Source organism: Bacteroides sp. 1_1_30, assembly GCF_020982715.1.
Lineage (GTDB): Bacteria > Bacteroidota > Bacteroidia > Bacteroidales > Bacteroidaceae > Bacteroides > Bacteroides xylanisolvens.
On sequence record NZ_JAJKHN010000038.1, the window covers coordinates 17,388 to 29,962 of the forward strand.

Consider the following 12,575-nt stretch of genomic DNA (forward strand, 5'->3'; position numbering starts at 1 on the left):
GTATAGGTGAATTTTAAATAATAGAGTAGTGAAGACTTCTTTTGATGCAATAGGAACTTGTACGACACCCGGGTCTCATCATACCTGACACCCGGGTGTCAGACCCATTGAGACCCGGGTGTTGTAGGTGTTGAGACCCGGGTGTCGTGCAACTAATCTTAGTAATAAAAGAAAAGGCAGAATATACCGGAGTATTTCTGCCTTTTAATCATTATCAAAACTAAAATCTGTATTAAAGAAGTATGTGATCCGAGATCACCAATTTATATAGTTAAGGTCTAGCGGAAGTCTTTCAATTCTTCCTGTAATTTCTGGCGCGTGAAGAAAATACGGCTCTTTACTGTGCCTAGCGGGAGGTTCAGTTTTTCCGCAATCTCACGGTATTTGAATCCTGAAACGTGCATGGCGAACGGAACTCTGTATTCTTTGGGGAGTTTGTTGACTACACGGTGCATCTCTTTCAGGTCGTATGCTCTTTCTGTACTTTCTGAACTTCCGTCCTGTGGTAAATTCAGATGATAAAGATTATCCGTCTGATCGACGAATGTCTGGTCGCGGACTACCTTGCGGTAGTTGTTTATAAATATGTTGCGCATGATGGTATACATCCATCCTTTGAAATTTGTATCAGGGGTATATTTATCTTCATTATCTAATGCTTTTAATGATGTCTCCTGCAACAAATCGTTTGCTTCTTCACGGTCAGTTGTCAGTTTATAAGCGAAGCGTAGTAATTCATCTTGTACTCCTACTAAATCTTTTCTGAAGCTTAAACTTTTCATATGTGTTGCTTTTTAAAGGTGAATATTCGTTTGTTATTTTCGATGTTGCAAGTTTACGTGAATTTCTGAAACCCGATAGGGGGAAATCCGACGTTTTTATGCCCGAAAACTATCCGCGGATAGTTTTTAGGTTGTTTTTGATAGTTTTTGGGTGGTATTTTTTTATCTTCTGAACTTAAATCCTGCATTTTCTACCAAATTATTGCGATTAATAAAAAAGAACCGTTAATTTTGTGCCATCATTTTTATTTGAAAAGAATGACTGATGACTCTTTATTTTTGATTGATGTCGATAAGATACTTCGGACAAAGGCTCCGAAGCATTATAAGTACATCCCTAAATTCGTGGTTTCTTATCTGAAGAAAATTGTTCATCAGGATGAAATTAATGTATTCCTGAATGAGTCGAAGGATAGATTGGGTGTGGACTTTCTGGAGGCATGTATGGGCTTTTTGGATGCGAAAGTGGACGTAAAAGGCATTGAGAATTTGCCTAAGGATGGATTGTATACTTTTGTGTCCAATCATCCGTTAGGCGGACAGGACGGTGTTGCGCTTGGTTATGTGTTGGGAAAGCACTATGACGGGAAAGTGAAATACCTGGTGAATGATTTGTTGATGAATCTACGCGGATTGGCTCCCCTTTGCATACCTATTAATAAAACCGGCAAACAGGCAAAAGACTTCCCGAAAATGGTGGAAGCCGGATTTCAGTCGGATGACCAGCTGATAATGTTCCCTGCCGGACTGTGTTCGCGTCGTCAGAATGGAGTCATTCGTGACCTGGAATGGAAAAAGACATTTGTAGTAAAGAGCATACAAGCAAAACGTGATGTAATACCCGTGCATTTTGGAGGCAGGAATTCTGATTTCTTCTACAACCTGGCAAATATTTGCAAGGCATTGGGTATCAAGTTTAACATCGCTATGTTGTATCTTGCGGATGAAATGTTTAAGAATCGCCACAAAACTTTTACTGTCACTTTTGGCAAACCCATACCCTGGCAGACTTTTGATAAATCGAAAACCCCTGCGCAGTGGGCTGAATATGTAAAGGATATTGTTTATAAACTGTAACTGATAGAACAACTATAACAAGGAATATGGAAGAGATTATTAAACCGGTAAGCAAAGAACTGCTGAAGGCAGAATTGACGGAAGACAAACGCTTACGAATGACGAATAAGAGTAATAATCAGATTTATATTATTACTCATCAGAATGCTCCTAATGTAATGAGAGAGATTGGTCGTTTGCGTGAAATAGCTTTCCGTGCTGCTGGTGGAGGTACAGGCCTGTCAATGGATATTGATGAATACGACACGATGGAACACCCCTACAAGCAGTTGATCGTATGGAATCCGGAAGCGGAAGAAATTCTGGGCGGTTACCGGTATCTGCTTGGTACGGACGTGCGTTTTGATGAAAAAGGCGCGCCAATTCTGGCTACTTCCCACATGTTTCATTTTTCTGATGCTTTTATTAAAGAATACCTGCCGCAGACAATTGAGCTGGGGCGTTCGTTTGTTACGCTTGAATATCAGTCTACCCGTGCCGGAAGCAAAGGATTGTTCGCTTTGGATAATCTGTGGGACGGGTTGGGAGCGTTGACCGTGGTTATGCCGAATGTGAAGTATTTCTTTGGCAAGGTGACCATGTATCCTAGCTACCATCGTCGTGGCCGTGATATGATTCTTCATTTCCTCAAGAAACATTTTTATGATAAAGAGAAACTTGTTACTCCGATTGAGCCTCTGCAACTTGAGACTTCCGAAGAAGAGTTGAACGCATTGTTCTGTAAGAGTACTTTTAAAGAGGACTATAAGATATTGAATTGTGAAATCCGTAAATTGGGCTATAATATTCCTCCGTTGGTAAATGCGTATATGAGCTTAAGCCCTACGATGCGTATGTTCGGAACAGCTGTCAATTACGAGTTCGGTGATGTGGAAGAAACCGGTATTCTGATTGCTGTAGACGAAATTCTTGAAGATAAACGAATTCGACACATCCAGACGTTTATTGAAAGCCATCCGGATGCGTTGAGATTGTCTTCTTGTGAAGGGAAAGAGGTTTTTACTCCTAAAGTGGTTACACCGCAGGCAGACTGTTCCCGTTAATTTTACGATAAAGATCAAGAGCAAAGACATCGGTCATTCCCGATATATAGTCAAGTACCGCCTGTATTCTTTCATAGAGTACAGGCGAATTTATATTGTATTGGCTGGATACCCGGTCGATCAGGAGTTTGGAATAAGCCTTTTCGGGTGAGGTCACGGCGTCTATCATCAATTCGAGTAAGGTACTGATGATGCGGAATCCCGCTAGCTCGATATCCAGTACGTCCCGTGAACGGTAGATTTTATTGATAGATACTTCGACGCTGTGTTTGTAGGCTGCTGCCGGACGTTCGGCTATGCGCTTGATTAGTGGTCCTTCGAACGTGCCGGACAGTATTTCTTGTTCATGATCTAAAAAGACACGGGTACACTCCCGGATCAATAAACCGATGACGGAAGAACGCAGGTAGGCGATTTGCTCGTTGACATCATTGACAATCAGGAATGTTTTCCGGAGATGTTCCTGCCGCTCTTCGCTGAAATAGGTCATTAATAGTTCTTTGGTTTCTTCAGTGGTGAGAATCTTCAGTTTATATGCATCCTCAATATCCATCATCTGGTAGCAAATATCGTCTGCCGCTTCCACTAAATAGACTAGTGGGTGGCGTGCATACTTCAAAGGATGCTCGTTGAGCAAGGTCAGTCCTAATTCAGTTGCTATTTTTTGGAAACTTTCTTCTTCGCTGACGAAGAATCCAAACTTCGATTTGGTTCCTGCAAGGCTCGATGAAAAGGGATATTTTACGATAGAAGCCAGAGTGGTATATGTCAGGACAAATCCGCCTTTGCGACGTCCTTCAAACTGATGTGTCAGTATTCGGAACGCATTTGCATTTCCTTCAAAATGTGTCAAATCTTCCCATTCCATCGGAGAAAGTTGCTCGCCGTTCGGCTGCTTTTCTTTCAGGCGAACTCCTTTCCCTTCAGAGAAAAAAGTAGAAATAGCCTTTTCACCTGAATGACCGAAGGGTGGATTTCCCAAATCGTGTGCCAGGCAAGCGGCCGAGACGATAGAACCGATCTCCGGCAGGAAAGAATCTTGAAGTTCCGGATGACGTTCCAGAAGTGCTTTGGCAACATCGTCCCCGAGTGAACGGCCAACGCTGGCTACTTCGAGACTGTGCGTAAGTCGGTTGTGTACAAAAACGCTGCCCGGAAGAGGGAATACTTGCGTCTTGTTCTGTAATCTGCGGAAAGGAGCCGAAAAAATGAGACGGTCATAATCCCGTTGGAATTCGGATCGGTTTTCCTGTCGTTCTTCATGGAATTCTTCCATCCCGAAACGTTTCGCTGATATTAGTTGTTTCCAATTCATCATTTTATTTACGATTTGACTATTTACTATTTACAATTTAGGGAACGGTACATTATTTAACTGCAAACTTAACTATTTTTCAGTTCAAAATGTGTATTTTCGCCCGTTAAATAGTAAACATGCATTTATGAATATTCAAGTTATCAATAAATCGAAGCATCCGCTTCCGGCTTATGCCACCGAATTGTCCGCAGGAATGGATATCCGTGCTAATCTTTCTGAACCTATCACACTGGAACCGTTACAACGTTGTCTGGTGCCGACAGGATTGTATATCGCTCTGCCGAAGGGATTTGAGGCGCAAGTTCGTCCACGTAGCGGACTGGCGATAAAGAAAGGTATCACAGTACTTAATTCTCCGGGTACGATTGATGCGGATTATCGTGGAGAAGTTTGTGTCATTTTAGTCAATCTCTCGTCCGAGGCTTTTGTTATTGAAGATGGCGAACGTATCGCGCAGATGGTGATAGCAAAGCACGAACAGCCTGTATGGCAGGAAGTGGAGGTGCTGGATGAAACGGAACGCGGAGCCGGTGGCTTCGGACATACCGGAGTATGATGAATGCTTAATCGAAAAAATAGAATGAAGATAAAAATAGGATGGCTGTTCGTGACGGTGTTAGTGCTCACTTCGTGTGGGGGAACCCGCTCTATGCGTACAGCAAAAACAGCAGTGAAGGCAGATGCATCCTTTTCGGTAAAAGAATCATTGCTTCCTGCTGAACAACAGCGTAAATATGACTACTTCTTTTTGGAAGCCATGCGGATGAAAGAAAAGAATGAGTATGATGCGGCATTTGGCTTGTTACAGCATTGCCTGGATATCAATCCGAACGCTTCTTCGGCGCTTTATGAAATATCGCAGTATTATATGTTCCTCCGCCAGGTGCCGCAAGGTCAGGCGGCTTTGGAGCAGGCGGTGGCTTTTGCTCCTGATAATTTCTGGTATAGCCAGGGGCTGGTCAGCCTGTATCAGCAACAGAACGAGTTGGATAAGGCTGTAACGTTGCTTGAGAAAATGGTAACCCGTTTCCCGTCAAAGCAGGAGCCTTTGTTCAGTCTTCTTGATATTTACAGTCGTCAGGAGAAATATAACGATGTCATTTCTACATTGAACCGTTTAGAGAAACGCTTGGGTAAGAATGAGCAGCTTTCTATGGAGAAATTCCGTATTTATCTTCAGATGAAAGATGATAAGAAGGCATTTCAGGAAATAGAAAGTCTGGTACAGGAATATCCGATGGATATGCGTTATCAGGTGATATTGGGAGATGTGTATCTTCAGAATGGAAAAAAGCAGGAAGCATACGATGCATATCAGAAGGTCCTGGCGGTAGAGCCTGACAATCCGATGGCTCTTTTTTCAATGGCTTCTTATTATGAACAGACCGGTCAGAAAGAGTTGTATCAACAGCAGTTGGATACTTTATTGCTGAATAAGAAGGTGACTTCGGATACCAAAATCAGTGTTATGAGACAGGTGATTGTGGAAAACGAACAGTCGTCTGCTAAAGATAGTACTCAAGTGATTGCCTTGTTCGACCGGATGATGAAGCAGGATATAGATGATCCGCAGATTCCGATGCTTTATTCTCAATACCTGTTGTCGAAGAATATGGAACAAGAGGCTGTGCCGGTATTGGAGCAGGTGGTTGATCTGGACCCTACCAATAAGGCTGCCCGTTTGATGCTGGTTAATGCGGCGGTGAAAAAGGAAGACTACAAGCAAATTATCAAAGTCTGTGAACCCGGTATTGAAGCTACTCCGGATGCGTTGGCGCTTTATTATTATCTGGCTATTGCTTATCATCAGGCAGAACAGACGGATAGTGTATTGAGTGTTTGCGGCAGGGCATTGGAACACGTAACTGCTGATACCCAAAAAGAAGTCATTTCGGATTTCTATTCAATTATGGGGGATGTTTATCATACCAAGAAACAGATGGCGGAGGCATACGCTGCTTACGATTCGTCTTTGGTGTACAATCCTTCCAATATTGGCGCATTGAACAATTATGCTTATTATCTGTCTGTGGAACGTCGTGACTTGGACAAGGCGGAGGAGATGAGTTATAAAACGGTGAAAGCCGAACCTAATAATTCGACCTATCTCGATACTTATGCATGGATTCTTTTTGAAAAGGGAAACTATGCCGAAGCCCGTATCTATATTGACAATGCAATGAAGAACGACGGCGAGAAGAGTGATGTGATTGTGGAGCATTGCGGAGATATTTATTTTATGACCGGCGATGTGGAAGGTGCGTTGAAATATTGGAAGAAGGCACTGGAAATGGGTAGCGAGTCGAAAACGTTGAAACAGAAAATAGAGAAGAAGAAATATATTGCGGAATGAAAAGAATCATTTATCTACTGTTGTTGGTGGTAGTGGTGTTGGCCGGCTGTAAGAGTTCGAAGCACTTGGCAACTTCGGAAACTAAGACTTCGACAAAGGCTCCGACATCCAGTTACCTGGCTTCCAAGCTTCAGTTGACTATTCCCGGCAAGAAGGGAAGCATGTCTGTAGGGGGAACCATGAAGATGAAAACTCATGAGCGGGTACAAATCTCCTTATTGATGCCTATTCTGCGTACAGAAGTGGCACGTATAGAAGTTACTCCCGACGAAGTTTTATTGGTAGACAGGATGAATAAACGCTTTGTTCGTGCCACTAAAGCTGAATTGAAAAATGTATTGTCGAAGAATGTGGAGTTTTCCCGTTTGGAAAAGATATTGATGGATGCCTCTCTTCCTGGTGGAAAGACAGAGCTGACAGGAAAAGATATAGGAATTCCTTCATTAGAAAAGGCAAAAGTCCAACTTTATGAGTTCTCCACACAAGAGTTTTCGATAACTCCGACGGAACTGACGTCCAAATACAACCAGATTCCCTTGGAAGAATTAGTAAAAATGCTGGTAGCTTTATTATGATGAAACGTTTCTTTGTTATTCTAATCAGTTGCCTTTGGTTGGCAGTTCCTCTTTTCGCTCAATCGAACAAGTTGATTCGTGAGCTGGAAAGTAAACGCGGTGCGCTGCAAAAACAGATTGCCGAATCGGAATCTATATTGAAGGATACAAAGAAAGATGTGGGAAGCCAGTTGAATAGTCTGGCTGTGTTGACCGGACAGATTGAAGAGCGGAAACGCTATATCATGGCTATCAACAATGATGTGGAGGCTATCCAGCGTGAGTTGGCTTCATTGGAGCGCCAGTTGCACGGGCTGGAGAAGGATTTGAAAGATAAAAAGAAGAAATATGAAGCTTCTGTCCAGTACTTGTATAAGAATAAGTCGATAGAGGAGAAGCTCATGTTTATTTTTTCGGCAAAGAATCTGGGGCAGACTTATCGGCGTATGCGATATGTTCGTGAATATGCCACTTATCAACGTCTGCAAGGGGAAGAAATCCTAAAGAAACAGGAGCAGATACGCAAGAAGAAAGCGGAACGTCAGCAAGTGAAAGCCGCCAAAGAGAACCTGCTGCAAGAACGTGAGAGCGAAAAGGTGAAGTTGGAAGAGCAGGAAAAAGAGAAACGTACGTTAGTGACTAATCTGCAAAAGAAGCAGAAAGGATTGCAGAATGAGATAAATAAAAAACGCAGGGAAGCCAATCTGCTGAATGCCCGCATCGATAAATTAATTGCGGAAGAAATAGAGCGTGCCCGTAAGCGTGCGCAGGAAGAAGCTCGTCGTGAAGCGGCTGCCCGTAAGAAAGAGGAAAGCAAGGAGGGAAAATCTGCTGCAACGGAAACGGCCGCTAAATCGAAACCTCTTGAGGCTTATACCATGAGTAAGGCGGATCGGGAATTATCAGGTAACTTTGCCGCGAATCGCGGGAAATTGCCAATGCCTATATCCGGTGCTTATATTATCACCAGCCGTTACGGACAATATGCCGTAGAGGGGTTGCGCAACGTGAAACTGGATAACAAGGGTATTGATATTCAGGGAAAACCAGGTGCACAGGCGCGTGCCATTTTTGATGGGAAGGTGGCGGCTGTGTTCCAATTGAACGGATTATTTAATGTCCTCATTCGTCATGGCAATTATATTTCTGTTTATTGCAATCTTTCTTCTGCATCCGTCAAAGCCGGTGATACGGTGAAGACGAAGCAATCTATCGGTCAGGTTTTTTCTGACGGCACGGATAATGGACGGACGGTATTGCACTTCCAGTTGCGTAGGGAGAAAGAAAAGTTGAATCCTGAACCTTGGCTGAACCGATAATTGAATAAAAAACACGTAGAATGAAGTTAACTAAAATACTAATATGCTTGCTGATCTTCTGGACCGGAACACTATCCGCGTCTCCTTATTTTTCGTTCAAGAAATATCAGGTAGAAGATGGATTGTCTCATAATACCGTGTGGTGCGCCCTTCAAGATAGTTATGGTTTTATCTGGCTGGGTACGAGTGACGGATTGAACCGTTATGACGGGCGGGGCAATAAAGTGTACCGGAATGTTCTCAACGACAAATTTTCATTAGAAAATAATTTCGTAGAAGCCTTGATAGAGGTGGACAAGAATATTTGGGTTGGAACAAACTCCGGACTTTATATTTATGACCGGGATACCGATCGTTTCTCTTGCTTTGATAAAACGACGCAGTATAATGTGTATATCAGCAGTGAGATAAAAAAGATTATTAAGACGGAAAATGGTCTTATCTGGATTGCGACTTTGGGACAGGGATTTTTTATTTATGATCCGAAAACAGAGGTGCTGACTCAAAATAGTGTTCAGACATCTTTTGTATGGGACCTCTGTCAGAGTGCTGATCGGAAGAGGGTCTATATATCTTCCTTACAGGAAGGACTTTTGTGCTTTGACGAAAACGGCAAGTTTCTCCGGACGTATGAAATTTCATTAGATATAAATGCTTCTGATAGTTATAAAGTAAACTGTATTCAGAATATCGATGGAGAAATCTGGATTGGTGCGGGAAGTAATCTGTTGAGCCGTTTGGATGAACGAACCGAAGCTATAGACAATTACAGTGGTTCGGCGTTTAATTTCGGAGCTGTTCATTGTTTGCTGAAGTATACGGATAAAGAGCTGTTGGTAGGAACGGATAACGGGCTTTATCTATTCGATCAAAATACAAACACATTCCAGCGGGCGGATAATCCCGCCGATCCGAGAAGTTTGAGTGACCAGACTATCAATGGAATGATGTGGGATGCCGAAGGGGCTCTTTGGGTGTTGACCAATTTGGGTGGGATTAACTATATGTCCAAGCAGACTAAACGTTTTGATTATTATTCGCCTGCTTATCTGTCCGGAGTGCCGGGAGCGGGGGAGGTCGTTGCTCCTTTCTGTGAGAATAAAGATGGGAATATCTGGATTGGAACTCAAAGCGGTTTGTATTTCTTCAATACTGCTACTCGGGAGCTTTCTCCTTATGCAATAGGAGGAGCTAAAAATCAAAAGTATGACATCCGTTCTTTAATGCTGGATGGCGACTATTTATGGATCGGTACTTATGCCGGAGGAATACGGGTTATCAATTTACGCACAGGGGCAGTGAAAGCCTATACTCATTCTCGTGGAATTCCCAATACGATTTGTAGCAACGATGTGTTGTGTATTTATAAAGGACGAAAAGGAGAAATTTATGTAGGAACGAGTTGGGGATTGTGTTGTTATGACCCGGTTCGAGATAACTTTATGACCATCACAAGCATCGGTTCAATGGTTTCTGTTGTCGATATCTATGAGGATATGTACAATCATCTCTGGATTGCGACTTCCAATAGTGGTGTGTTTTCTTACAATACAATGAATGCTCATTGGAAACATTATCAGCATGAACGGGAAGATTCGACTACGATCACCAGTAATTCGGTCATTACTTTATTTGAAGATGCGAAAGGAACCATGTGGTTTGGAACGAATGGGGGAGGACTGTGTTCTTTTGATGCTAAAGAGAAAAGATTCATTGAGTTTGATCCGCATAATACTTTATTACCTAACAAGGTTATTTATGCGATTGAGCAAGATCAGGGAGGTGATTTCTGGGTATCCAGTAATGCCGGAATCTTTAAGATTAATCCTGTTACCAAAGATCATTTCCGCCAGTTCACGATTAATGACGGCTTGCAAGGGAATCAGTTTATAGCTCGATCTTCATTGAAATCATCCGAAGGAAAATTGTATTTTGGTGGGATCAACGGCTTTAATGTATTTCAGCCGGAACAGTTTGTAGATAACAAATATATTCCTCCGGTTTATGTGACCGATATCCGGTTGCCTTATCAAACCGATGAGCAGGAGGTGAAGAAACTGCTTCAGTTGGATAAACCGCTTTATATGGCTGATAAGGTGACTTTATCTTATGAAAACAATAGTTTCTCCATCCGTTTTGTCGCTCTTAGTTTTGAAGATCCGGGGAAGAACCGGTATTCTTACATACTTCGGGGAGTGGACAAGGAGTGGATTCTGAATACTGATAATAATATGGCTTCTTACACCAATTTACCTCCCGGTGAGTATCTGTTCGAAGTCAGAGGCTCTAATAATGATCGCCAGTGGAATGAGAATACTATCACTTTAAAGGTGGTGATTACTCCTCCCTGGTGGCGTAGTACCTTTGCTTACTTCGTTTATGTCCTCATGCTGTTGGGATGGATCGGTTGGATGGCTTGGCGATGGAATCTCCGTGTTAAACGCAAATATAAGCGGCGGATGGAAAAATATCAGATTACCAAGGAACAGGAAGTTTACAAGTCGAAGATTAGCTTTTTCATCAATCTGGTGCATGAAATACGTACTCCGCTTAGTTTGATACGGCTTCCTTTGGAAAAATTATTGGAGAAAGAACGTGAAGGAAAAGATCTCAAGTATTTGTCTGTGATAGATAAGAATGTAAATTATCTGCTGGGGATTACTAATGAATTGCTTGATTTTCAGAAAATGGAGAGTGGTACGCTGCATCTGAATTTGAAAAAGAGTGATATTAAAGAACTTGTCAGTGACGTTTATAATCAGTTTACAAGCCCTGCTGAATTAAAAGGTATTGATTTGCAACTGACTGTGCCTGAACAAGAGCTGGTGTCTACGGTGGATAGGGACAAATTAAGTAAGATTCTTGTCAATCTGATGGGAAATGCCATCAAATATGCGCATGCGCATATTGACTTGAAGCTGCTTGTCACTGATGGGGGATATGAGATACAAGTGAACGATGATGGTCCCGGAATACCAAATGAACAGAAACAAAAGATATTTGAGGCTTTCTATCAACTGCCTGACGATAAGGTGGCCACAGCAGTAGGCACTGGCATCGGATTGGCTTTTGCGAAATCTTTGGCAGAAGCTCATCAGGGAGATTTGCGTCTGGAAGATAATGTTGGAGGTGGTTCTTCGTTTATGCTGTCTCTTCCGTTCAAAGAGTGGGAGACGGAAAAAACGAGCGATATTGTAGAAATATCCCCGGAGCATGCAGATGCTTCTGAAACGATCTCTTCGGAGTATGCTGGAAAGAAGTTCACAGTTCTGTTGGTTGAGGATAATGTTGATTTGCTGAATCTGACTCGTGAGTCATTGGCGGAATGGTTCCGTGTGTTGAGGGCTTCCAACGGTCGTGAAGCTCTTGAAGTGCTTGCGAAGGAAAATGTGGATGTGATAGTGAGTGACGTAATGATGCCGGAGATGGATGGGCTGGAACTTTGCAGCAAGGTGAAGTCTGAAATCTCTTATTCACATATTCCGGTTATTTTGTTGACGGCGAAAACCACTTTGGAGTCTAAAGTCGAAGGACTTGAATGTGGAGCGGATGTATATGTTGAGAAACCATTCTCTGTTAAACAGCTCCGTATGCAGATCGAGAATCTGTTGAAGTTGAGGCAGTCTTTCCATAAATTGATGGTGAGCTTGGCAGGAGATACGGTTGCTGTTTCGACAACGGATTTTGCGATGTCTCAAAAAGACTGTGAATTTATAGCGAAGATACAGGGAGTAATAGCCGAACAGTTGGCGGATGAGAACTTCTCGATAGATACCCTGTCTGAACAGATGAATATGAGCCGTTCTAATTTTTATCGGAAGATAAAGGCTTTGTCCGGAATGTCGCCTAATGATTATTTGAAGACACTTCGTATGAATAGAGCTGCTGAACTGATAATGGGCGGTACCCGTATTTCAGAAGTGGCAGTGCAGGTAGGATTTACTTCTTCTTCTTATTTTGCGAAATGTTTTAAAGCGCAATATGGTGTACTGCCTAAGGAATATACAGGTCAGCCTCCGATTTCAGGTGAGGCTTGATAAAGAAGGGATAAAAGCATATAAAAAAACTCCTGTCGTGCAATATCATTGGATATTTTCCGACAGGAGTCAAATATAAAATAATTAATCGA

The 12,575-nt window shown here is 42.4% G+C and carries 9 protein-coding genes; 7 read left to right on the forward strand and 2 right to left on the reverse strand.

Features of this window, described 5'->3' with window-relative positions:
• Positions 1–278: 278 nt before the first annotated feature.
• Positions 279–782 carry an RNA polymerase sigma factor gene (locus LPH68_RS12890; RefSeq protein WP_004315377.1) on the reverse strand — a complete coding sequence of 168 codons (504 nt, stop codon included), beginning with the start codon at positions 780–782 and terminating at the stop codon, positions 279–281.
• A 258-nt stretch (positions 783–1,040) separates the two neighbouring features.
• Here LPH68_RS12890 and LPH68_RS12895 point away from each other — a divergent pair, with 258 nt between their 5' ends.
• Complete coding sequence (locus tag LPH68_RS12895) at positions 1,041–1,859, forward strand: 1-acyl-sn-glycerol-3-phosphate acyltransferase (RefSeq protein WP_008642784.1); 819 nt, start codon at positions 1,041–1,043, stop codon at positions 1,857–1,859.
• Between the two features lie 26 nt (positions 1,860–1,885).
• Positions 1,886–2,902: a GNAT family N-acetyltransferase gene (locus LPH68_RS12900; RefSeq protein ID WP_008024133.1), complete on the forward strand. Its 1,017-nt coding sequence runs from the start codon at positions 1,886–1,888 to the stop codon at positions 2,900–2,902.
• Here LPH68_RS12900 and LPH68_RS12905 read toward each other — a convergent pair.
• Positions 2,874–4,220 (reverse strand): deoxyguanosinetriphosphate triphosphohydrolase, encoded by a 1,347-nt coding sequence (locus tag LPH68_RS12905; protein ID WP_032811965.1) that lies wholly within the window; start codon positions 4,218–4,220, stop codon positions 2,874–2,876. The two genes, LPH68_RS12900 and LPH68_RS12905, sit on opposite strands and share 29 nt — an antisense overlap.
• Positions 4,221–4,344: 124 nt before the next feature.
• On the opposite strand from LPH68_RS12905, the gene dut reads away from it, so the two are divergent.
• From dut to LPH68_RS12930, 5 genes are read left to right on the forward strand one after another with little or no spacing between them, the layout of a single operon-like run.
• On the forward strand, positions 4,345–4,776 hold the full coding sequence (dut, locus tag LPH68_RS12910) for a dUTP diphosphatase (protein ID WP_004309527.1): 432 nt from the start codon (positions 4,345–4,347) through the stop codon (positions 4,774–4,776).
• Between the two features lie 24 nt (positions 4,777–4,800).
• Positions 4,801–6,573, forward strand: coding sequence for a tetratricopeptide repeat protein (locus LPH68_RS12915; protein WP_118219522.1), 1,773 nt, complete (start codon positions 4,801–4,803; stop codon positions 6,571–6,573).
• Positions 6,570–7,148, forward strand: coding sequence for a DUF4292 domain-containing protein (locus tag LPH68_RS12920; RefSeq protein ID WP_004298193.1), 579 nt, complete (start codon positions 6,570–6,572; stop codon positions 7,146–7,148). The genes LPH68_RS12915 and LPH68_RS12920 overlap by 4 nt, the downstream gene beginning before the upstream one ends.
• Entirely contained in the window at positions 7,145–8,446 is a 1,302-nt protein-coding gene (locus LPH68_RS12925) for a murein hydrolase activator EnvC (RefSeq protein ID WP_004309528.1), read from the forward strand. The genes LPH68_RS12920 and LPH68_RS12925 overlap by 4 nt, the downstream gene beginning before the upstream one ends.
• Positions 8,447–8,466: 20 nt before the next feature.
• Positions 8,467–12,483, forward strand: coding sequence for a two-component regulator propeller domain-containing protein (locus tag LPH68_RS12930; RefSeq protein WP_151923341.1), 4,017 nt, complete (start codon positions 8,467–8,469; stop codon positions 12,481–12,483).
• Positions 12,484–12,575 lie beyond the last annotated feature (92 nt).

Bases quoted from the DNA above. Each gene is read 5' to 3' on its own strand.
- LPH68_RS12890 (WP_004315377.1), bottom strand. From the start codon at position 782: ATGAAAAGTTTAAGCTTCAGAAAAGATTTAGTAGGAGTACAAGATGAA.
- LPH68_RS12895 (WP_008642784.1), top strand. From the start codon at position 1,041: ATGACTGATGACTCTTTATTTTTGATTGATGTCGATAAGATACTTCGG.
- LPH68_RS12900 (WP_008024133.1), top strand. From the start codon at position 1,886: ATGGAAGAGATTATTAAACCGGTAAGCAAAGAACTGCTGAAGGCAGAA.
- LPH68_RS12905 (WP_032811965.1), bottom strand. From the start codon at position 4,220: ATGATGAATTGGAAACAACTAATATCAGCGAAACGTTTCGGGATGGAA.
- dut (WP_004309527.1), top strand. From the start codon at position 4,345: ATGAATATTCAAGTTATCAATAAATCGAAGCATCCGCTTCCGGCTTAT.
- LPH68_RS12915 (WP_118219522.1), top strand. From the start codon at position 4,801: ATGAAGATAAAAATAGGATGGCTGTTCGTGACGGTGTTAGTGCTCACT.
- LPH68_RS12920 (WP_004298193.1), top strand. From the start codon at position 6,570: ATGAAAAGAATCATTTATCTACTGTTGTTGGTGGTAGTGGTGTTGGCC.
- LPH68_RS12925 (WP_004309528.1), top strand. From the start codon at position 7,145: ATGATGAAACGTTTCTTTGTTATTCTAATCAGTTGCCTTTGGTTGGCA.
- LPH68_RS12930 (WP_151923341.1), top strand. From the start codon at position 8,467: ATGAAGTTAACTAAAATACTAATATGCTTGCTGATCTTCTGGACCGGA.